Raw genomic sequence first — 23,307 nt, forward strand, 5'->3', positions numbered from 1 at the left:
CCGCGATGCCTGAGCGGCATTCACCAAAGTGAGTTCGGCTGTGCACGTTGGCCAACTGCCCGGCGGCCCGATGGCTTTCTACCGTCGCTCGGCATGACCTCGTTGACAGACATCGTGCTCGCGCTCTCCGCCGTGCCGGCCCCAGTCGCCGTGGCCGCCGCCGGTGCCTTCGCGATCGCCGAATCCGGTCTGGGCATCGGCATGTTCGTGCCGGGCGAGACGATGGTGCTGCTGCTCGGCGCGGTCCTGGCCGACAGCCCCTTCCTGATCCTGCTGTTCATCGTGGTGGCGCTGGGCAGCTCGGCCGGTGACCACATCGGCTATCTGCTCGGGCGGCACTACGGCGAGCGGCTGCGGCAGACCCGGCTGGTCGCCCGGATCGGCGCCGAGCAGTTCGATCGCGCGGGCGCGGCCCTCAACCGCTGGGGTGCCTGGGCGGTCTTCCTGACCCGGCTCGTGCCGGTCGTGCGCACTCTGACGCCCGCGCTGGCCGGTGTTTCCGGGGTCGGCTACTCCCGTTTTCTCGTGGCCTCATTGGCCGGGGCAACGCTGTGGTCCGGCGTGTACACGCTCGCCGGGGCTCTGGCCGGTACCTCGCTCACGCACCTCGAATCGCTGTTCGGGCGGACCGGTTCAGTGCTGGGGCTCGGGCTCGTGGCCATCGCGGCCGGGGCGCTGCTCTGGCGCCGTCGAACGACCCCGTCCTGAAGCGGCCTTCAGACCCGCAGTTTCTTCCTGCGCGGCGGCGATCAGATCCGGGTCCGACGCAGTAACCACCTCATCACCGGCTGCCGAAGATCGCCGGGACGCCCCAGCGTGCGGCCGGCGACGACAGGCGTCTTCCGTTTTGTGACCGGTCGGCCCTGACGAGATCGTCACATTCTCCTTCCGGGCGATGCGGTCATTCACCCCTCGGCCTGTGCGTAGGCTGTGCCTGCTGTTCGTCCGGTGCCTCGGTACGGCGGACGCACGAACGATCCGTGTCCCGTTCGTCCGGCAGACACTTCATCGGCTGGTCGGGACCTGGTGCTGTCAGCTTCTCGATCGGGCGGCAGTGACGGCGGTAGGGCAAGCGGCCAGGGAAGGCCACGAGCCCGCGCGGATCGCGATGCACGCGGTTCCGGAGGGCCCGGATCGGCGCCATGGAGGGCACCAACGTGAGCAGAGCTGCGACGTGAGCGATACAGGGTCGTGGCCCGGCGCGTTTCCCGGGGATGACTTCGGGCAGCAGCAGCCCAGGCGCCGCCGCCAGGACCGGCAGAGGCAGAACCGGCGCAAACGCCGCAGCCGTCGCACGACCGTGGTGGTGGTGATCTCCCTCCTGGTCACCGCGGGTGGCACGTACGGCGCCTACCTGGCCGTGGCGCCGGTCATCGAAGGGCTGACCGCACCCAAGGACTATGCCGGGCCAGGCAGCGGATCCGTCGAAGTGGTGGTTCCCGAGGGCGCTTCCGGCCGGGTGATCGCCCGGGCCCTGGCCGACGCCGGGGTCACCAAGACGCCGGCCGCCTTCGTCGATGCGCTCAACGCCGACACGGCCCGGGGCAACCGCATCCAGCCCGGAACGTACGAGCTGAAGAAGGAGATGTCCGCGGTCGGCGCGCTGGATGTCCTGGCCGAGCCGGACAATCGGATCACCCGGATCGTGACCATCCCCGAGGGCACCCGCACCGACAAGGCCCTCACCGCGATCGCCGAGCAGCTCGATCTCAAGCGCAAGGACCTGGTCAAGGCGTCCGAGTCCGGCGAGATCGGCCTGCCCAAGGCGGCCAGGGGCAAGCTGGAAGGCTTTCTCTTCCCCGCCACCTACGAGTTCGGCCCGGACGTGAGCGCCACCGAGGCGCTGAGCCGGATGGTCGAGCGGGGCAAGGACGCCTACCAGGAGCTCGGTATCCCGGCCGGCAAGGTGCGGGCGACGGTGATCAAGGCCAGCGTCATCGAGGCCGAGGCCGGCAACCAGGAGTACATGGGCATGGTCTCCCGGGTGATCGACAACCGTCTGGAGATCGACATGAAGCTGCAGATGGACTCCACGGTCAGCTACGCCACCGGGGGGACCACGCTGAGCACCTCCGACACCGACCGGGCCAGCACGAGCCGGTACAACACCTACCGGTACACAGGGTTGCCCCAGGGGCCGATCAACAACCCCGGCCAGGCCTCGCTCGAGGCTGCCCTCGAACCCACCCCGGGTGAGTGGCTCTACTTCGTCACCACCGACCCGGACACCGGCGAGACCAAGTTCTCCGAAACGCTGGAGCAGCACGAGATCTACTCCGAAGAATGGCATGCCTGGCGGGAGAGAAACCCCGGCAACTAGCCGGACGCTAGGCCCGCAGAGCAGCCACCGCTTCGTCGAAAAGCTGTCCCGGATCGGCTTCTCCACCGGACTCGAACCAGGCGTCCACCGCAGCGTCGAGGCAGGCCAGGGCGGCCGCGACGAAGGCCCGGGCCCGCGGGTCGACCGCCTCGGACCCCGGCAGGCCCAGCCGGCGCTGGATGTCCGGGGCCAGCAGTTCCTGCCAGCGCAGGTGCTTCTCCAGGTGGCGGGCCCGCAGGGACGGCGCGTGGTGATACATCCGGGCCAGCTCGAACCGGTCGTCGACGCTGCCGTGCTTTTCCTGCAGCACCTCGAACGCCGCCCGGATCGCCGGCCAGGCACCCTCGTCGGGCGGCCGGGCCTCCAGCGCGGCGCGCACCGACTGCCCCAAGGCCTCGGTGTCGCCCATCACCAGGTCTTCCTTGCTCCCGAAGTAGTGGAAGAACGAACGCCGCGAGATTCCCGCCGCCCGGGCGATCTCGTCCACCGTTGTGGCCTCGAAACCGTTCTCCCGGAACAGGCGCATCGCCGAAGCGGCGATCTCGGCATGCACCGCGCGGCGTGTGCGCTCACGAAGCGAAGGGGGTTCGGTCACAGCACCATCCTATGCCGTTCTACATCGAGCGCAGAACATTGCACCAAGTGCAAACCTTTGCCTATGGTGCAGCCATGCCTTCTCTCTCCCTGTCCGGTCAGACCACCGTCGTCACCGGAGCCAGTTCCGGCATCGGTGTCGCCTTCGCCCATGAACTCGCCCGCCGAGGCTCACACCTGGTCCTCGTGGCCCGCCGCCAGGACCGTCTCGATGCACTCAGCGCGCAACTGCGGTCCGCTCACGGAATCCAGGCCACCCCGATCGCTCTCGACCTCAGCCGGCCCGGGGCCGGCCGAACGCTCGCCACCGAACTGTCCACCCGCGGGATCGAGGCCACCGGGCTGGTCAACAACGCCGGCTTCGGCACCGACGGCGCCTTCCACCACGAGAACCCCGACCAGCTGACCGACATGATCAACGTGGACGTCGCCAACCTGGTCGACCTCACCCGGGCCTTCATCGAGCCACTACGCCGGGCTGGAACCGGCATCCTGGTCAATGTCGCCAGCATGGCCGCCTACGCGCCCTCCCCCGACATGGCGACCTACGCCGCCTGCAAGGCGTTCGTCCTGCACTTCACCGAAGCCCTCTGGTACGAGTCGCGCGGCACCGGCCTGCGCGTCCTGTGCCTCTCCCCCGGCCTGACCCGCACCGAGTTCTTCGACGACCTGGCCGGCGGCGCCTACAACGGCCAGTACCAGACCCCTGAGCAAGTGGTGGCCACCGCTATGCGCGCCCTCGAACGCAACCGCCCCAGTGTGCAGTCGGGCCGCCGCAACGCCTTCACTGTCAACCTGCCCCGGCTCTTCACCCGTCGCGCAACGGTTCTGGTGAGCGGATCCGTCTCCGCACGTTCCCGCAACACCGCCCACTCCGGCACAGCAGTGCAGAGCTAGGTGGTCATTCGCCGCGGCTGGGCGGCTTGTCCAGGAAGTCGGCCGTCGGCACGAAGAACAGGCTGCCGGTGACCGCGGTGGAGAAGTCCAGGAGCCGGTCGGTGTTGCCCTCCGGGTCACCGACGAACATGTTGTGCAGCATCTTCTCGGTGATCGCGGGGGTGGCCGAGTAACCGATGAAGTAGGTGCCGAACTCGCCCTCCCCGATCCGGCCGAAAGGCATGTTGTCACGCATGATCTGCAACTGCTCGCCGGACTCGTCCTCCAGCGTGGTCAGGGCCACGTGCGAGTTGGCGGGCTTCAGGTCCTCGGCCAGTTCCAGGTCCGACAGCTTGGTCCGCCCGACCGCCCGTTCCTGCTCCTCCACGCTGATCGCGTTCCAGGCGTCCACGTCGTGCCGGTACTTCTGCACGATCAGGTAGCTGCCGCCCGCGAACTGCGGATCCTCCTCGCCGATGGTGACCGCCTTGACCGCCGCCGGCCCGGTCGGGTTCTCGGTGCCGTCCACGAAGCCGAGCAGGTCGCGCATGTCGAAGTACTTGAACCCGTGCGTCTCGTCGACCACCCGCGCGCCCTTGAGCCGGGCCTTCAGATGCGTGGCCAGCTCGAAGCACAGGTCCATCCGCCGGGCCCGGATGTGCACCACCAGATCCCCCGGCGTGGACGGCGCCCGGTGCCGAGCACCCTCCAGCTCGATGAACGGGTGCAGGCCGATCGGCCGGGGACCGTCACCGAACAGCCGGTCCCACAGCCCGGACCCGATCCCCACGATGCAGTTCAGCTCATCGTCGGGCGCCCGGAACCCCACCGAGCGACTGATCCCCGCCACATCGGGCAGCAGGTCGTACACCTCGTCCTCGGTCCCCTCCTCCTGGGTCAAGACCAGGATGACGGCGGCCTCGGTCAGCGGGGTGAGAACGGGTTGTGGTTGCTCCTTCGGATCCATGCGCAGATAGTACGGACGAATTGTCCGCTTTGAGAGTTTTTCAGGACCAAAGGCCCTGCGACCCGAACCCCACACAGAACCGACACCTCAGCCACCATCTTCCGGCCGAGGCATTCACCGGCGCACCGCTGCCCGCAGTTCGGCCACCAGTTCGGCGGCCAGGCCTTGTACGTCCTCGCTGGTCCAGGCGTCCAGCCGGTGCACCAGTTCCAGGACGATCGGGCCGTCGTCGCGCGGTTCGGCCACGCTGACGGTCAGGTCGGCTCCGGCCGCGCCGGTCTCCAGGGCGTCCAGTTGGCCAAGGACGTCCTGTTCGTGGGTGAGGGCGCTGGTTTCGTGCGGGATCAGCAGGACGGAAGGTTCGAGTTCGGCCGGGTCGGCGTTCCAGACCTCGCGGGCTACGGCGGCGAATCCGATGGCGGTGTGGTCGAATCCGGTCAGGTCGTGCTCGCGGGTGCTGCGTAGCAGGGCCGAGTCCACGCCTCGCTCCCCTGGGTGCACCGGCAGCACGGCGATGTCGGCGATGGCGCCGACGAGGTCGGTCAGGGCCAGTTCGGTGCGGGCGGCGACGAATGAGGTGGTGGGAACCGGGACGCTGGCGCCTCGGCGGGCCAGGACGACGGCGAGCGCGGTTTGGACGACGGTGAAGAGGCTGACCCGTTCGCGGCGGGTCAGGTCGCTGATGTCGGTGTCGAGTTCCAGTACGTGGGTGGCGGTTTGGTTGGGGCCGGGGCGGACGGTCGGGGGTTCGATTCCGCTGAGGGCGACCTGCCAGTGGGCGACGGAACGCTGGTAGGAGTCGGGCGCATCCGCCAGGGCCCGGGCCCAGCGGGCGTGGTCGGTGACGGTGACCGGGAGGGGTTCGTAGGCGGGGGCGTGGCCGGCGCGGCGGGCTTCGTAGGCGGTGCTGAGATCGCGCAGCAGGGGGACGACCGACCATTCGTCGACGCCGAGGTAGTGCATGACCAGGACGAGGTTTCCGGCGTTGTCGAGGGTGGCTCGGAGCGGGGGTTCCTGGGTCAGATCGAAGGGGACGCGGGCCAGGACTTCGGCGGTCTGGTCACTCAAAGTCAGGGGGGCGCCCTGGGAGCGGACGAAACGCAGGTTGCCGCGATACACGCTACGCAGGGATTCGTGGCGTTGGGTCAGGTCGTTCACGGCCTGGGTCAGGGCCGGCCGGTCGTATGGGCTGCTCGGGCGCAGGATCAGGGCGTGGTCGGGGCGGGGGTCTGCCTGGTGGCGGGCCCAGCGCCATTCCTGGGCCGGGGCCAGGGGTTCGCCGTCGGGGGATGCGGGTGCTCCGGCGGTCAGTGCGGGGCGGTCGCTGGGGCGGTGTTCGATCAGGTCGGCGAGTCCGGCGATCGTGGGGGTGGCGAAGACGTCGCGCACGCTCAGGTCGGCGCCGAACCGGGCCCGGATGCGGGCGATCAGGCGCATGGTGGCCATGGAGTGACCGCCGAGGGCGAAGAAGTCGTCCTGGGGGCCGACGCCTTCTACCCCGAGGACGTCGGCGACGAGTTCGGCGACGGCCTGCTGACGGGGTGTGGCCTGGACGGTCGACTCCCGGGTCACGCCGGGCAGTGGGAGACGGGTCAGGGCCTTGCGGTCGAGTTTGCCGTTCGGGGTGAGCGGTAGGGCACCGTCCAGGACGACGAGGGCGCTGGGCACCAGGGCAGCCGGGAGGCGTTGCGCGGCCAGGTCACGAACCTCTGACACATCCAAAGAATCTCCGCTGCCAGTATTTTCGTCCACCAGGTAGGCGACCAGCCCATCCCCTCGGGGCAGGACCACGGCTTGGCGGACCCGCGGGTGGGCGACCAGGGCCGCGGCGACCTCGCCGGGTTCGATCCGGTGGCCGCGGACCTTGAACTGCTCGTCGGTGCGGCCCAGGAACTCCAGGAGTCCGTTGCGGCGGCGTACCCGGTCGCCGGTGCGGTACATCCGGGCGCCGGGCGGGCCGTCGGGGTCTGCGACGAAGCGCTGGGAGGTGAGGTCCGAGCGTCCCCAGTACCCCAGGGCCAACCCTCGCCCGCCCACGTACAGCTCCCCCGCGACGCCGTCCGGCACTGGTACGAGCCGTTCGTCGAGAACGTGCAGAACCGTTCCGGGGTCGGGGATTCCGATCGGGACCGGGCCCTGGTGGGCGGGTTCGGCGATCCACATGGTGGAGTTGACGCTGGCTTCGGTCAGGCCGTAGCAGACGGTCAGAGTGAGGTGCCCGGCCCAGCGCTGGATCAGGTCGGCGGGGACGGCTTCAGTTCCGACCAGGGTGCGCATGCCGAAGGGTAGTTCGGTGCCCGGGGGTAGAGCGCCGATCAGGGCGGGTGGGATGACGCAGTGGGTGATCTGCTGCTCGTGCAGGAACTTCGGCAAGGCGGGGCTGGCGGTGCGGACGTCGTCGGGTGCGAAGACCAGGCATCCGCCGGAGCCGAAGGCCATGGCCAGTTCGAACACCACGACATCGAAGCCGACCGAGGCGAACTGCAGCACCCGGGCGTCGGCATCCAGGCCGTAGCGTTCGGCCGCAGTGACCGTAAGGATTCCGAGGCCGTCGTGCGGGACGAGCGCTCCCTTGGGCCGGCCGGTGCTGCCGGAGGTGTAGATCAGGTACGCCGGATCGTCCGGGCCCAGGACGACGGGGGCTGGGCTGTCGTTCCGAGCATCGGACGGGTGGAGCCGGGGTAGGCCGTCGACCTGGGGAATGCGTTGGTCCAGTTCCGGAGTCACGACGAGCGCGGCGGCCGAGGCATCGTGGAGCAGGTAGCTGAGGCGCTCGTCCGGGTGGGCGGGGTCCAGGGGTAGCCAGACGGCGCCGAGCCGCCAGATTCCGAGCACCGTGGAGGCGAGGACGGTGTCGCGTCCAACCGCGACGGCCACGACGTCTCCGCGTTTGATCCCCTGCGCGTGCAGGTGCGCGGCGGCGGCTTCGGCTCGTTCCTGTAGCTGTGCGTAGGTGATGGTCTCGCTGAGGCCGGTGACGGCGGGGGCATCGGGTGTGGTGGCAGCGTGCCGGGCGACGACGTCCGACAGCGGGCCGGGGTAGGTGCCGCCGGCTTCAGCGGAGCCTGACCACTGTTCGATCGCGTGGCGTTCGTCGGTGGTGAGCAGGTCGATGGCGCCGATGCGGGTCTGGGGGTCGGCGGCGAAGGCGGCGGCGACCGAGGCCAGGCGGGCGGCGATGCTCGAGGCGGTGGTGTGCTCGAAGCGTTCGCCGGCGTATTCCAGATGCAGGCTGAGCTGGTCGGGGGTTTCGACGAAGGCGAAGACCAGGTCGAACTTGGAGGTGCGGGCCTCGAGCGGCTCTTCGGTGGCCCGGATGCCGGGCAGCTGCAGCACATCTGCGCCGCTGCGGGCGTGGTAGGCGATCATCACCTGGAACAGGGGGTTGCGGCCGGGTTCCCGGAGGGGGTTGAGCCGTTCGACGACGGCCTCGAACGGGATCTCGGCATGGGCGAAGGCGTTCAGGTCGGTGTCGCGGACCCGTTCGACGAGTTCGGCCACGCTCGGGTCGCCCGAGGTGTCCACGCGCAGCACGACGGTCTCGACGAAGAACCCGACGAGTTCTTCCAGCCGTTCGTCGGTGCGGCCGGTCACGGGTGCCCCGAGCGGCAGGTCGGTGCCTGCGCCGAGCCGGGTCAGCAACGCCGCGACGACGGCGTGCAGGACGAGGAACGGGCTGGCCCCGTACGCGCGGCCCAGGGCGTGCAGTCCCTGCCGGACCTCGTCCGGCAAGGCCTGTTCGACCACCCCGCCGGAGAAGGTGGGCCGGGCCGGGCGAGGACGGTCGGCCGGTAGTTCGAGTTCCTCGGGGGCGCCGGCGAGGGTGTCGGCCCACCAGGTCAGTCGTTGCGCGGCCAGGCTCTGCGGGTCGTTCGGGTCGCCGAGCAGGTCGGCCTGCCAGAGGGTGTGGTCGCCGTACTGCACGGGCAGCGGCTTCCAGTCCGGGGTCCGGCCCTGCTGGCGAGCGGTGTAGGCGGTGGCCAGGTCGTCCAGCAGCGGACGGTCGGACCACTCGTCGGTGGCGATGTGGTGCAGGACCAGGGCCAGGACGTGCTCCTGCGGCGCCACCGGGTACAGGGTGGCCCGGATCGGGATCTCCCGGGACAGGTCGAAGGGACGCTCCAGCTCGGCCGTCAGGTCCAGCTCGTCGCGCTGGGTGAACGGTACTTGAGCCTTGGGCAGAACGTGCTGCTGCGGGCCGGGTTCCACGATCAGGGTGCGCAGCACCTCGTGCCGTCCGACAACATCGTCCAGCGCCTGGGACAACGCCGACGCATCCAGTTCGCCGTGCAGCCTCAGTACGAGCGGGAAGTTGTAGGCTGCACCCCCACCGTCCTGCGCGATCATCCACAACCGGGCCTGCGCCGAGGACAGCGGCAGGACGTCCGGGCGGGCCTTCAGCTGTAGCTGAGGCCTGGACGGTCCGGCCTGCGCGGCGCGGGCGGCCAGCAACGCGGGGGTAGGCGCAGCGAACAGGTCACGCAGCACCAGGGCGGCGTCGAGCGTCGTGCGGGCCCGGGACAGCAGCCGGGTGGCCAGGAGCGAATGCCCACCCAGGTCGAAGAAATCGTCGTCCGGGCCGACGGCCGGCAGTTCCAGGACCTTCGCGAACAGCTCGCACAGGCTCTGCTCGGCGGCGTTGGCCGGTGCCCGCCCCTGTCCGGCCGGAGCCAGGTCCGGGCTCGGCAGGGCACCGGTGTCGAGCTTGCCGTTCACGGTCAGGGGTAGATCATCGACGAGGACGATCGCGGCCGGGACCAGGTAGTCGGGCAGGCTGGCGCGCAGTTCATCGCGCAGACGCCGGGGAAGGTCTTCCGCATCCGGGGTGGCCGGAACGACGTACCCCACCAGACGGGCGATCCCGCCAGGACCCGAACGGTCCGCAACCACGGCCGAGCGAACAACGGCAGCGTGTGCGTCGAGCCAGGTGGCGACCTCGCCTGGTTCCACCCGGTGCCCGCGGATTTTCACCTGGTCGTCGGTGCGGCCGAGGAAGTCCAGCAGCCCGCCGCGGTCCGGGCGTCGCCGCACCAGGTCGCCGGTGCGGTACATCCGGCCGCCGGCATTCCAGGGGTCGGCCACAAACCGTTCGGCGGTGAGCCCGTACCGGTCCAGGTACCCCCGGGCCAGACCGTCCCCGGCGATGTAGAGCTCCCCCGGGACGCCGTCGGGCACCGGTCGCAGCCAAGAATCGAGGACGTGGGTGGTGGTGTTGGTGATGGGACGCCCGACCGCGGGGGTCAGCGAGTCGGCTGTCCCCGCGCCGAGGGTGTTGATGGTGTATTCGGTCGGGCCGTACAGGTTGTAGCCCAGAACCCCGTCGGTGTCCCGCAGTGTTGCCCACACGGCATCCGGGACGGCTTCACCACCGAGCAGGACCAGAGGCATCGGACGCCGTTCCAGCAGCCCGGACTCCAGCAGGGCGGACGCGTAGGTGGGAGTCACATTGATGACGTCGATGGCGTGGGTGTCGCAGTAGCTCACCAGACGTTCGGCATCGCGGCGCAGCTCCTCGTCGGCCACGTGCACCTCGTGCCCTTCCACCAGCCAGAGAAGTTCCTCCCAGCTCATGTCGAACGCGAAGGACACGGTGTGCGCCACCCGCAGCCGCGCCTGCGGACCGCGACGCATCCGCACATCCGTCACGACCGGGTCGAAGATCTCCCGGCGGTGATTGAGCTGCATGTTCGTCAGCCCCCGGTACGGCGTGAGCACCCCCTTGGGGCGGCCGGTGGAACCGGAGGTGTAGATCAGGTACGCGGGCCGCTCCAGCCTTCGCGCATTGGTGCGCGCAAACGTCCCCAGTTCTTGATCTTTCAGCTCTCCGGCCGACAAACTGGCCCGCTCCTCAGCGGTGGCCGCATCGTCCAAGACGATGCCAGGAACACCTGCCGCCGAGAGCTTCTCGGCCACCGCAGCGATCGTCAGCAGCGCCACCGGACGAGCATCACGCAGAATGCCGACCAGCCGCTCGGCCGGGTGATCCAGCTCCAGGGGCAGGTAGGCGGCGCCGGTCCGCAGCACCGCGAACAGGGCGATCACCGTCTCCGCGGATCGGGGCAGGCCCAGCGCTACAACGGTTTCTGGGCCTGCACCCCGCGCCAGCAGCAGCCGGGCCGTACGGTTGATCGCGACGTCGAGCTCAGCATACGTGAGCTGCTGATCGCCGGAAACGAGGGCCTTTTCGTCGGGGGAACTCGCGGCCCGATCGGCCAGAAGATCGGCGATCGTTTCGTTTCCGATATCGACGCGCAGACCATCTCGATGCTGCTCGACGGCCGCCCGCTCCGTGCTGGACAGCATGTCGTAGGTGCCGATCCGGGCCTCGGGGTCGGTCAGCAGAACGCTCAGCGCCTTCTCCACCCGCCCTAACCAAGCAACCGCTGCATCTTCAGAGACCTTGTGCGACAGCGTGATCCGGAACTTCTCACCCGGGGTGACCACCAGCGTCAGCGGGTAGTGCGTGGCATCCACGTTGCGCAGCGCACGCACGCCGTGGCGGGCACTGAGCTCGGCGATCCGCTGATCGCCGCCCTCCGGCCGGTACACGAAAAGAGTGTCGAACAAAGGACGATGTCCGGCCAGCCGCTGAATCTCACCGAGACCGGTGGTCTCGTAGGGCAACAGCTCCAGACGCTCCTGCTGCACCCGGGACAGCAGGGTCGCACCGCTTTCGCCGGGCTGCAGAACGACCCGCGCGGGAACGGTGTTCAGGAACAGCCCGATCACGTTCTCGACGTCCGGGACCGCGCTCGGACGGCCGGCCACCGACGTCCCGAAAACCACGTCGGAACGACCGGTTCCCGCCGCGAGCGCGAGCGCCCAGACGGTCGACAGGACGGTGTTCGGGGTCACGCCGCTGGCTCGGGCCAGTTCCCGCAGGCGGTTTGACGTCTGCGGGTCCAGGTCGAGATGGAGTTCCGAAACCTGTTGCTGGGCACCTCGGTCGCTGGGTTCGGCGAGGGTGGGTTCGTCCAGTCCGGCCAGGGCAGTGCGCCAGGCCTCGCGGGCCGGTTCCGGGTCGGTCCAGGCCAGCCAGGCGAGCAGGTCGCGGTACGAGCCGCCCGGTTCGGCGGGCACCTGTCCGGCGTAGGTGTCGAACAGGCCCTGCAGGAAGAGCCAGGCCGACCAGCCGTCCCAGATCAGCAGGTGCCGGTGGATCAGGACCCGGTCCCAGCCGGCGCCGCGCAGCACGGTGATCCGGAACAGCGGCGGCGCAGCGAGATCCAGGGGTTTGAGGCGTTCGGTCTGCGTGGTGTGCTCACGTTCGTCCTCGTCGGCGATCTCGATCAGCTCGACCGGGGGTTCGAGGTCTCGGGCGATGAACTGGACCGGGCCGTCGAGGTCTTCGGCGGTGAAGCCAGCTCGCAGGGCCGGGTGGCGGTGCAGCATGATGGCGACGGCGTCACGGAACCGGGGTAGGTCGAGTTCGTGGTTCAGGTCGACGGTTTCCTGGACGGTATAGACGTCGTGCTCGGCGCCGTCGAGTCCGGCGTGGAAGTACAGGCCTTCCTGCAGCGGGGACAGCGGCCAGACCTCGGCCACGTCGACTGCCGTGGTTGAGCGCAGTTGGTGCAGGACCGCCTCGTCGGCGTCCGGCAGGGGTGGGGCATGGTCGACCACGGCTGCGGCACGGGCGGCCACGGCGGCGGGGGTACGGGCGGCGAGCACGTCGGCCGGGCCGATGTCGAGGCCGGCGCGGCGGGCGTGCGAGGAGACGGCGATGGAGGTGATGGAGTCTCCGCCGAGGGCCAGGAAGTCGTCGTCCGGGCTGACCGATTCCCGTTGCAGGACTTGGGCGAACGCGGTGCACAGCACACGTTCGGCCTCGCTGGAGGGCTCGCGGGTCGGCCCGGCCGGGCGGGCGTCGGGGGCGGGCAGGGCTGCACGGTCGAGTTTTCCGTTGGGGGTCAGGGGGATTTCGTGGAGGACGGTCAGGCTCGCGGGCACCATGGCTTCGGGCAGGCGGGTGGCTAGCTCGGCCAGGAGGTGCGCGGGCTCGGCGATCTTGGGGCGTCCGACGACGTAGGCGGCCAGGTGCGGCGCTGGGCCGTCGTGCCGGAGCACGACGACTGCCTGTGCGACCCCGTCCAGGCATGAGAGTTCGGCTTCGATCTCGCCGAGTTCGATGCGCTGGCCGCGGATCTTGACCTGGCTGTCCTCGCGGCCCAGGTAGTGCAGTTCGCCGTTGTTCCGGCGGACCACGTCTCCCGTGCGGTACAGCCGCTCCCCCGGCGCGCCGAACGGGTCGGCCACGAAACGCTCGGCGGTCAGGCCGGGACGTGCGTGGTAGCCGCGGGCCAGCTGTACGCCGGCCAGATAGAGCTCCCCGGCGACCCCGTCGGGTACGGGCCGCAGGCAGGCGTCGAGGACGTGAGTACGGGTATTGCCGACCGGGCGGCCGATCGGTACGGATGCGCCCGGGTCGGCTGCTACGGGATGCGTGGTGACGTCGACGGCGGCTTCGGTCGGGCCGTACAGGTTGTGCAGGGCGACGCCGGTCAGGGCCCTCCAGCGCCGGGCGGCTGTCGCCGGGAGGGCTTCGCCGGAGCAGAACACCCAACGCAGGGTCTGCGCCCACGTTGGATCGTCGGTGACCTGACTGGCGGCCAGGAAGCCTTCCAGCATCGAGGGCACGAAATGCATGGTGGTGACGTGTTCGCGGGCGATCAGCGCGGCGAGGTACTCCGGGTCGCGGTGTCCCCCTGGCTCGGCGAGCACTACGGCTGCTCCCTGGCTGGGGGCCCAGAAGAACTCCCACACCGACACGTCGAAGCCCGCGGGTGTCTTCTGCAGTACCCGATCGTCCGGGTTTAGGGGGTAGAGCTCCTGCATCCAGTCCAGCCGGTTGCCGATCGCGCGGTGGCTGACCACCACGCCCTTGGGCCGCCCGGTCGAGCCGGACGTGTAGATCAGGTAGGCGGCATCGTCTGGTTGGGGGTCGGGCAGGTTCTCTGGGTGCTTGTGCTCGGCGAGATCCTGCACGAGAAGCTGTTCAGTGTCGGGCACATTGGAGACGGTTCCGGTCACCAGGACGGTGTCGATCCCGGCGTCCTCGATCAGGTACGTCAGCCGGGCGGTGGGCAGGTCCGGATCCAGGGGTAGGTAGGCGGCGCCTGCCCGTAGCACCCCGAACAGAGCGACCATCAGATCGGCTGAGCGGGGTACCGCGACACCGACGACCGGGCCGGTTCCTCGGGCGCGCAGGGCGCCGGCTACGGCGGCGGATCGACGGTCGAGTTCAGCGAAGGTAAGCGTGGCGTCCGGGGCGATCACCGCTGTTGCTGCGGGGTTGATCGCCAGTCCCTCACGGAGTCGCTGCGGCAGGGTCCGCAGGTCCAGGGACCGAACCGGACCCGACGCGTCCTCTGGTGCGGATCGTAGGGGTAGTGCGCCCACAGCCTGTCCGGGGTCGGCGACCAGGGCCTGCAAGAAGCGGCCGTACAGGCTGATCAGGAGGTCGGCCGTGGTGTTCTCGACGCGCGCCCGGTCGAATTTGAGAACGGCGGTGGTGGTCGACCCGGTAGCGATCACCAGAGCGAACGGGTAGTGGACAGCGTCCCTGATCTCGACGTCCCCAATTGGCAGTGCCGTTCCGGCCGGGGCGGCGGGGTAGTTCTCGACAACGACGATCGAGTCGAACAGCCCTCCGCGGCCCCGCTGCAGATCCGCCAGCCGGACCTGGGGGTGGTCCAGGACCGCGGTCCGGCCGGTCTGCATCCGGCGCAGCGGTACGGAGAGCGCTTCGCCGGGGGCCCAGCTCATCCGGACCGGCAGGGTGTTGATGAACAACCCGACCGCGTCCTCGATCCCTTCCACCGGAGCGTCCCGGCCTGAGACGGTGCTGCCAATCAGGACGTCCTGGCTGCCGGTGATCGCTCCGACGGTCAGCGCCCAGGCCGCATGCAACACGGTCGACGGGGTAACGCCCTGCGCCCGCGCCGCCTGCTCCAGCGCTGTTGTCGCGGCTTTGTCGAGGGTGTGGGTGCGGTGGGCATGAGGGCGCTTGAGCCCCTGCTGCTGTTCCTCGGCCTGCTTGAAGGCGTTCAGGAGGAGAACCGGTTCCGCGCCGGCCAGTTCTGCTTCCCAGACGGCCTGGGCCTGCTCGCGAGAAGTTTCCAGGGAGATCAGGTGGGTGAACCAGGAACGCAGACGGGTGGTCTGCCCTTGGTCGGGGTTGAGTGATGTTCCGTCAAGTCGCGCGGCGTAGGCATCTTGCAGGTGCCCGATCAGCACGGCTACCGACCAGCCGTCCAGCACCGCATGCTGGAACGTCAGAGCCAGCCGCACGCGTCCTTTGTTCTGCAGGAGGGCTGCCCGCAGGAGCGGAGGCCTGGACAGATCGAACGGGCGGGCGCGCTCGGCGTCCAGGATCTCGGTGGCTTCGTCCGAGTCGTGTTCGGACCACGGCAGGACTGCCCGGGCCGCGATGGCCTGGACGACCCGGCCGTCCTCCCGCTGGGCGAATCCGGCCCGCAACTGGGGGTGAAGATCCAGCAGGTCCTGCAGGGCGGCGCGCAGAACCTGGCGGTCCACGTCCTCCGGCAGATCCAGCACTTCCTGCACCACGTACGAGGTGTCTTCCGGATCCACGACCGCGTGGAAGTAGAAGCCTTCCTGCAGCGGCGAGACCGGCCCGGCCAGCACCAGGCCGTCCAGAGCCCCCAACGTCTGGCGGGCCACCTCGTCCAGCTCGACCGGCGAGCCGGCCTCGTCCTGCCGATAGACCGTGGCGACCTGCGCCAGCTCCTGCACCGTGCGATGGGTGAACACCTGCCGCAGGGTGAGCGCCAGCCCGGCCTCCCGGGCCCGCACCGCCAGCCGGATCGACAGCACCGAGTCCCCGCCCAAGGCGAAGAAGTCGTCGTCGATCCCGATTCCCGGCACGCCGAGCACCTCCGAGACCAGCGTGCACAGCAGCTCCTGCCGCGCAGTCTGAGCCCGGGTCCCGCGCACCTGCGCCGACAGGTCCGGAGCGGGCAGCGCTGCGCGGTCGGTCTTGCCGTTGGCCAGGAGCGGAACCCGATGCAGGGGCACCAGCGCGGCCGGGACCATCCACTCCGGCAACTGGGTGCGCAGGTATTCGCGCAATGAGCCGAGCAGAACGTCGATGTCCCGGAACGGCGCCGGGCCATGGGTCAGCTCCGATGCGCCGATCGGCCGGTACAGCGGGCTGGCCTTCACACCGGGACGTATGAACAGCAGCTCCACGGTTGGTTCCGTGCCCCACGTCCCGTGTGCGACATACCCCAGCGATTCACCCAGGCGCAGGAGCTCCTCCGGGTCTGCGCCGTCCGGGCCTTGCTCTTCGCCGTCGATCCGGGCCAGCACCGCGCGGTCGACAGCTGAGCGCAGGTCGGGGATACCGATGACCCGTAGCGCTGGCGGCTGCTCGCTCAGCGCCTGACGGAGCTCGGCGGTATTCGTCCAGACCAGCTCGGTCTGCTCGGTCTGCTCGGTCTGTTCGGTCTGTTCGGTCTGTGTGGCGGCCCGGAGGACGACGTCGTAGCGGTAGCGGCTCAGCTCGTTGTGAGCGGTGGCTCGCTTGATCCGGATGTCGGAGCCGCTCACCCCCTCCAGAGAACTGAAGAAGTCCGGATGGCAGAGCAGCTCGCCTTCCCAGGCGAGCGCGGCATCCAGTTGTTCACGAGAGACGCCGGGGTTGCGGGCCTCGAGAACAGCGGCCCGGAACGTCCGCAGCAGCCCGGCGTGGCGCACGTCGCCGACGAAGATCGCTCCGCCCGGCGCCAGCAGCTGCGCCGAGCGGTGAATCACGTCGGCCAGGTAGTCCGGGCCGGGGAAATACTGCGCCACCGAGTTGATCACGATCGTGTCGAACGGGCCTTCCAGACCCTCGAGTTCGTGCGCAGCTCTCGCCCGAAGCTCGACCCGTTCGTTCAGCTCCGGCTGGTTCGCCACCCACCGGCCCAGGGCGGCAATGGCCTCGGCCGAGACATCGGTGCCGACGTAGCGCGGGCACTGCGGTGCCAGTTCGGCCAGCAGCAGGCCGTTGCCGACGCCCAGCTCCAGGACCCGCCCCGGCCCGAGCTCGCGAATCTGGGCCACCGTGGTGTCCCGCCAGGCCCGCATGTCCTCCCGCGGGATCGCCGTGCCGTCGTAGGTGGAGTTCCAGCCCGCGAACCCGCCCTCGTGCCCGTGCGGATCGCCGTCCTCGGCCGAGGTGGCCGCGTACAGCAACTCGTGGACGTCCTTCCACTCGGCCACCTGCTGCTCGGCCTGGGTTTCGCCCCTGTCCGTAGCCGGCACCACCCAGGCCGTCAGTCGCCGCTCACCTGCAGCAGGCTCATGTACACCGACGATCGCCTCACCGACGAACGGATGCGCCCGGAGCACCGACTCGATCTCTCCCGGCTCGATCCGGTAGCCGCGCACCTTGAGCTGATCGTCGATGCGGCCGAGGAACTCCAACTCGCCGTGGGCGTCCACACGGACCAGGTCGCCGGTACGGTACAGCCTTTCGCCGGGTGCCCCGAACGGGTCGGCGACGAAACGCTCGGCGCTGGCTCCCGGCCGGTTCAGGTAGCCGCGGGCCAGGCCCGGACCACCCAGGTACAGCTCGCCTTCCGCGCACGGACGCAGGTCCGGGCCGAGAACGTACGCCGTGGTCATCGGGTCCGGCACACCGATCGGCACCGTCGCACTTGTCCGGTCGGGGTCGCACTCCCCCAGGGTCGAGTTCACCGTCGCCTCGGTCGGGCCGTAGGCGTTGAACATGCGGCGTCCGCGTCCCCATCGGGCCACTAGCTCCGGCGAGACCCGTTCCGTCCCGGCCAGCAGAACCGCCTTGGGAAGCTCAATCTCCGGCGGCAGCGCTGCGAGCAGGGTCGGGGGCAGGATCATGACCGTAACGTCGTGCTCGCGGGCGTACTGGGCGAATTCCTCGGTGGGAAGCCGAAGCTCGGCCGGAACCACGATCAGGCGCCCGCCGGACAGCAGGGCCATGCACAGTTCCCAGAAGGCCACGTCGAAGCCGGTGGAGGCGAACCCGAGAATCCGGGCGTCCGCGTCCACCCTCAGCCGTTCGGACTGCGTCGCGATCAGTTGGAGTACGCCAGTGTGAGTCAGCACCACCCCCTTGGGACGGCCGGTGGAACCGGACGTGTGAATGATGTACGCCGCCGTCCGGACATCGATGTCTGGCAACGCAGACGGCTTCGCTGCCGCGATCGTCCGTTGGTCGTCCTCTTTGTCGAGAAGCACCTGGGCGGCCTGCGGAGACAGGGGCAGCTGGCCCACCAGTTCTGTTGTGCTGATGGCGATCACGGGTCGGGCGTCCTCGAGGACCAGCCGGGTCCGGGCGGACGGCTGATCCGGGTCGATCGGCAGATAGGCCGCGCCCGCCCGCAGGATCGCCACCTGCGCGACGATCAGATCGATCCCGCGGGGAAGGGCCAGCGCCACCAGGCGTTCCGGGCCGGCGCCCCGCTCCCGCAGCACCGTCGCCAGCCGTCCCGCCCGATCGTCGAGTTCGGCGTAGGTGAGCTGTTCGTCCCGGCAGACCACCGCGATCTTGCCGGGGTTCTCGGCAACCCGTCGGGCGAACAGGTGTGGCCAGGTCCGGGCCGCGTCCTGCGTCGAGTCGGACGTGCGGGCGGACGGGGACGACGGCGTACTGGTCACAGCGACAGGCTCCTCGGGCAAGAACTGGTGAACAGCGAACTCAGTGTTCTCAGCGGTCCTGCAGGCTGCGTGGACGCAGGTCGGTCCAGTGGTTCTCGATGTGCTCCAGGCACGCAGCCCGCTGCGCCGGCCCGTGCTCGATGTTCCAGCCTGCTGGTACTTCGGCGAAGACGGGCCACAACGAGTACTGGCCTTCCTCGTTCACCAGTGCGTAGAACGTGCCGTCAGGGTCGTCAAACGGGTTGGTGGACATCAGACTCCAGGTAGTTCGGAGGTCCCTAGACCTCGGCCAGAGAGCGCACGATCTCTCCGGAACGGACGGCGACGTTGGACAGCAGGGTGGAGGAGATGCCGTGGGTGTGCTCGGTGGCGCCCTGCAGGTAGATCCCCGCTCTGACTGGCGTTTGGCCGATCGTCGTGGTGGCGAGTCGGTAGTCCCGCTGTACGGCCGGCCGCCCCTGATCATCACGGACCACGGCTGCGGCCAGGCCGTCGTCGAGCAGTTCCAGCGGATCGTCGACCCGGTACCCGGTGGCGTACACCACCGCGTCCACCATGATCACCTCGCGACTGCCGTCCAGGTTCGACTGAACACTGAGTTTCACCTGGTCGCCGGCCTCGACCACCTCCACCACCTCGGAGACGTTGTGGAACTTCAGCCGCTCGGCGCCGGCCACTCGCTCGTCGTAGTGGGTGCGGTAGAGCTTCTCGATCAGGTCGGAGTCGACCACGGAGTAGTTGGTGTTGCTGTGATAACCCACGATCCGGCCCTTGACCTCGTCCGGAGCGGTGAAGAACTGGTCCACGGCCGGCGGGTCGAATATGCGGTTGGCGAAAGAACTGTCGTCCGCCGGGCTGTAGCCGTACCGGGCGAACACCGCGTGCACCTCGGCCTCCGGGAAGGTCCGGTGCAGGTGCTCGGCGGTCTCGGCCGCGCTCTGCCCGGCACCCACCACCGCGAACCGCCGTGGGTTCGTCCCCGCCAGTTCGCCGGTACGGAACAACAGGTCGCGGTTGTGCCAGATCCGGCTGCTCATCGTCACCCCGGCAGGCATCACCGGGACGAGACCGCAGGCCAGGACCACGTTTCGGGCCCGCAGACGCTCCACCTGACCGCCGCTGCGCAGCAGGACGTCCAGGGCCTGGACCGTGCCGTCCCCGTGGACCGGCACGACCTCCAGCACCTCACGCCCATAACGGACGTCGACGCTCTCGGCCGCCAGTTTCTCCACCCGCCCGGCGGCCCACTCCAGGTAGTCGTGGAACTCCCGGCGAGTCGGGTAGCTGGAACGGTAATTGATGAAGTCGGCGAGCCGGTCGTGCTCGTGCAGGTAGGCCAGGAAAGAGAACTGGCTGGACGGATTTCGCAGCGTCGCCAGATCTTTCAGGTAGTGGACCTGCATCGTGGCGCCCTCCAGGAGCATGCCGCGATGCCATCCGAACCGGTCCTGGCGCTCGGCGAAGGCAGCGCTCAGCCGCTGCTCGGCCGACGCCGTGGCGTTGTGCTCGTGGATGGCGATCGCGGTGCCCAGGTTGGAGGGACCGAACCCGACCCCGACGACATCCAGAGGTTTTTGTCCGCTTTTTTGCGCTTCGGTAGACATCGAGTGAAAAGTAACCCGGCGACTACGCTCCGGCCATGGGGGCCGCGACATCTGTCCTCCACGCGATATCGACCCCGCCGGCCTCCCCGTACGGCACTGCATCGGCACGGCAACAGGGGTGGCCGAGGCCGGGCGTTCATGGACAGATGGGCGGGCAGCACCGATCATGTCGCGAGGTCCGCAACCGAAAACCACTGTCCCCTGGAGGACTTGTGCGCATCGTCATGTTCGGATACCAGACCTGGGGCCACCGCACCCTGTCCGCCCTGCTGACCTCCGGCCACGAAGTCGTCCTCGTCGTCACCCATCCGCGCAGCGAGCACGCCTACGAAAAGATCTGGGACGACAACGTTGCCGACCTGGCCACCCAGAACGGCATCCCCGTCGTCCTGCGAAACCGCCCGGACGACGACCTCTTCGAGCAGTTGCAGACGATCCGGCCGGACCTGATCGTGGCCAACAACTGGCGCACCTACCTGCCCGAGCAGATCTGGTCGCTACCGGCCCACGGCACCCTCAACGTCCACGACTCGCTGCTGCCCGCCTACGCCGGCTTCTCCCCGCTGATCTGGGCTTTGATCAACGGCGAACCCGAGGTCGGCGTGACCGCCCACATGATGGACCAGACCCTGGACGCCGGGCCGATCGTCGTGCAGAAGGCCGTATCGGTCGGCCCCCGCGACACCACCACCGACCTGTTCCACAAGACCCTCGAACTGATCGAGCCGATCCTGCTGGAAAGCCTGGAGGCGATCGCCGCCGGACGCACCGACTTCATCGCCCAGGACCGCTCCCGGGCCAGCTTCTTCCACAAGCGCTCGGACCGCGACAGCCGCATCGACTGGACCTGGTCGGCCGACGAACTCGACCGGCTGGTGCGGGCCCTGAGCGACCCCTACCCCAGTGCCTACTGCTTCTACCAGGGCGAACGTCTGCGCATCACCGGCGCCCGGGTCTCCACCAACACCTACGGCGGTACTCCTGGGCGGATCTTCTACCGAGAGGACGACGGCGTGGTGATCGTGGCCGGCACCAACGCCCGGCGGGGCACCGAGCACGGCCTGTGCCTGGTGCGGGTGCGCACCGAGGACGGCACCGACCATCTGGCCAGCGACTTCTTCAGCAAGATGGGCGGCTACCTGGACTAGCCGATTCCTGGAGACGACTCACTCAAGTGGGCTAGGGGCAGCGCCGACCACCTACCTGGTTCCAGCATTCGAGGAGACATCATGCACGGTCGGCTTGCTCTGGCCATCGCCGCCAAGGAGCTTCTCCATCCCCAGCCGGGTGGCTGACCAAGCCCAGAGGCAAGCGCCTCCGTCACCGGACCGCTGAATGGGAACGGGCAAACACCGCCGCTGACCGGAACCTGCAGTGCCTGACGCACCCTCCTGCACCAGGCGAAAGACCGGACCAGGCCCCTGGCCACTTGCCGGGCACCGGCTCCGTCGTTCAGTCAGTGGTCGTGAGACACCGCCGCCGCTGCGGCCGATGAGGGAGCGGCCACCATAACGTTCGGGCATGACGGACTACAGCGGTCGCCAGGATCAGGACTCCTCACCCGAGGGATCTTCCGTCCCCCGGGTGACGTGCTGCCTGTGCCGACGGCTGATTCCCCCGGCGCAAGAGGTCTTCGCGCTGGATCCCGAGTGGCAGCGCCGTTTTCCGGCCATGGTCGGCGTGCTGGCCTGCGAGGAATGTGTGCTCGAGACCGAGTGGCAATGCCAGGACGAGACCGGCGAGTACGTAGCCGGCCACATCCCCGCTCGCGATCTGCCTGCGCAGGCCCAGGACGTGGACTCGTGGAGTCACCTGCCCGCCCAGGGCAGCCAGACCGCCATGCTGCAGCAGCACATGAACCCAGACCCGCAACCGACAACCGCGGTCCCGTCGAAACTGGTGACCACCAGAGTCGGCCTGACCGAGCAGCGCACAGAGCTGATGGGGCTGATCGACTCCTGGCAGACCACCCGGCTCTCCCGTTCCCGGACAGCGAAGTAGGTCGAACCCCTTCTACCTGAGCGTCGACCTCAGTCGTTGCCGACGGCGAAACGATGCACGCTGCGGATCGTCGCGAAGAACTCCTCCGGGATGGCGGCCCGGAACATCAGGTCGGCGGCGTGGGTGAAGCCGGGCACCGTCCGGACCGACGACTCGACCCCGGCCTCGAGCAGACGCCGGTGGTAGGCCAGCCCTTCGTCGCGCAGCAGATCGAGCTCGTTGACCGACATGGCGTGCGGCGGCAATCCTGACAGGTCCTCGACCGTGGCGTGATACGGCCAGCACAGCGGGTCCTCGGCGTGCTGGGCACCCGGATCGTAGACCTCGGCCATCATCGACGAGCCGTGACATGTGTTCATGTAGCCGTCGTTCTCCACCGTCGAGGGCAGAACCTCCCGGCGTTCCTGCTCGTCGCGTCCCCACTGGCCGTAGATGAAAGGACAGAGAACGTACACACCGTCGACGGCAGCCAGCCGCCCCGTACGCTTCGCACGGATCGTGGTGGCCAGGGCCAGATTGGCCCCGCCCGACTCCCCCGCTACGATCAGCCGTGAAATCCCCAATGAAGAACGGTTTTCGTGGACCCAGTCCAGAGCGGCGGCGCAGTCGTCGAGCCCGGCCGGGAACGGATGCGGCCCGAGCGCCCCGGCCCCGTTGCGAAACTCGGGGGTGATCACGATCAGACCGGTCGCAGCGAGCTCGTCAGCCAGCCGGACGTAGATCGGGTCGGACGCCTTCAGCATCACCATGCCGCCGCCGTGCAGGTAGAGCAACGCGGGAAGATCCTGCGAAACGCCGCCAGGACGCGTGATGTACAGCGAGATCTCGTTGCCGTCCGAGCCGACGATCGTCTCGGTGTGATGCTGTAGCCCTGGAACCGAATCCAGACCGTCCAGAATCAGGTCGAAGAACTGCGCATTACCGTCTTCAGCGGCCTGGACATACTCCAGCAACTGCTCGCGCGGAGCATCGGGCCCGAACGATGCCGGCTGCGCGTTCTGGTCCAGCCCATACTGTCCCAGTAGACGCGCCAGCCGGACGTCCGTGCGCGGGTCGGTCTTCAGATTGCGGTCCGGGTCGCCCAGACGCCCGGGCTGGTCAACGTTCCCTGCCATGACTGCACAACCTTCCGACGACACCGGATACCCACCTGCTTCGGCGGGGACGAACGGGACGAACCTACCAAGCCGCTCGCCCGACATCACCTTCAGCGGGAAGGCTGGATCTCAAGTGCAGTTGAGCATCTAGTCTCCCTCGCATGAGCAATCCGAGCCCCACCGGTCCGGGCGCCGGAATGCACGCCG

General features: G+C 69.0%; 11 protein-coding genes. 5 read left to right on the plus strand and 6 right to left on the minus strand.

Annotated features, from left to right (window positions below):
* Window positions 1-93 precede the first annotated feature (93 nt).
* Both LR394_RS25850 and mltG read left to right on the plus strand, forming a co-directional pair.
* Complete coding sequence (locus LR394_RS25850; RefSeq protein WP_231446766.1) at window positions 94-708, plus strand: DedA family protein; 615 nt, start codon at window positions 94-96, stop codon at window positions 706-708.
* 466 nt (window positions 709-1,174) lie between these two features.
* Entirely contained in the window at window positions 1,175-2,320 is a 1,146-nt protein-coding gene (gene mltG / locus LR394_RS25855; RefSeq protein WP_231446767.1) for an endolytic transglycosylase MltG, read from the plus strand.
* Between the two features lie 7 nt (window positions 2,321-2,327).
* Here mltG and LR394_RS25860 read toward each other — a convergent pair whose 3' ends face one another.
* On the minus strand, window positions 2,328-2,915 hold the full coding sequence (locus LR394_RS25860) for a TetR/AcrR family transcriptional regulator (protein WP_231446768.1): 588 nt from the start codon (window positions 2,913-2,915) through the stop codon (window positions 2,328-2,330).
* A 74-nt stretch (window positions 2,916-2,989) separates the two neighbouring features.
* On the opposite strand from LR394_RS25860, the gene LR394_RS25865 reads away from it, so the two are divergent.
* A complete protein-coding gene (locus tag LR394_RS25865; RefSeq protein WP_231446769.1) occupies window positions 2,990-3,811 on the plus strand; it encodes an SDR family NAD(P)-dependent oxidoreductase in 822 nt (273 codons plus the stop codon).
* Between the two features lie 4 nt (window positions 3,812-3,815).
* Here LR394_RS25865 and LR394_RS25870 read toward each other — a convergent pair whose 3' ends face one another.
* From LR394_RS25870 to LR394_RS25885, 4 genes are all read right to left on the minus strand, one after another.
* A complete protein-coding gene (locus LR394_RS25870) occupies window positions 3,816-4,757 on the minus strand; it encodes a Dyp-type peroxidase (protein ID WP_231446770.1) in 942 nt (313 codons plus the stop codon).
* 114 nt (window positions 4,758-4,871) lie between these two features.
* A complete protein-coding gene (locus tag LR394_RS25875; protein WP_231446771.1) occupies window positions 4,872-18,398 on the minus strand; it encodes a non-ribosomal peptide synthetase in 13,527 nt (4,508 codons plus the stop codon).
* Window positions 18,399-18,447: 49 nt separating this feature from the next.
* Window positions 18,448-18,651: an MbtH family protein gene (locus tag LR394_RS25880; protein WP_231446772.1), complete on the minus strand. Its 204-nt coding sequence runs from the start codon at window positions 18,649-18,651 to the stop codon at window positions 18,448-18,450.
* Between the two features lie 25 nt (window positions 18,652-18,676).
* The gene (locus LR394_RS25885; protein ID WP_231446773.1) at window positions 18,677-20,002 is read right to left on the minus strand and encodes a lysine N(6)-hydroxylase/L-ornithine N(5)-oxygenase family protein; all 1,326 of its coding nucleotides are present in this window, start codon (window positions 20,000-20,002) and stop codon (window positions 18,677-18,679) included.
* A 212-nt stretch (window positions 20,003-20,214) separates the two neighbouring features.
* Between LR394_RS25885 and LR394_RS25890 the strand changes: the two genes are divergently transcribed.
* Window positions 20,215-21,150 (plus strand): methionyl-tRNA formyltransferase, encoded by a 936-nt coding sequence (locus LR394_RS25890; protein ID WP_231446774.1) that lies wholly within the window; start codon window positions 20,215-20,217, stop codon window positions 21,148-21,150.
* Window positions 21,151-21,523: 373 nt separating this feature from the next.
* Complete coding sequence (locus LR394_RS25895) at window positions 21,524-22,003, plus strand: hypothetical protein (RefSeq protein WP_231446775.1); 480 nt, start codon at window positions 21,524-21,526, stop codon at window positions 22,001-22,003.
* A 29-nt stretch (window positions 22,004-22,032) separates the two neighbouring features.
* Here LR394_RS25895 and LR394_RS25900 read toward each other — a convergent pair whose 3' ends face one another.
* A complete protein-coding gene (locus LR394_RS25900) occupies window positions 22,033-23,118 on the minus strand; it encodes an alpha/beta hydrolase fold domain-containing protein (RefSeq protein WP_231446776.1) in 1,086 nt (361 codons plus the stop codon).
* Between the last annotated feature and the right edge of the window lie 189 nt (window positions 23,119-23,307).

The sequence above is a fragment of the Kineosporia babensis genome (genome assembly GCF_021129305.1).
Taxonomy (GTDB): domain Bacteria; phylum Actinomycetota; class Actinomycetes; order Actinomycetales; family Kineosporiaceae; genus Kineosporia; species Kineosporia babensis.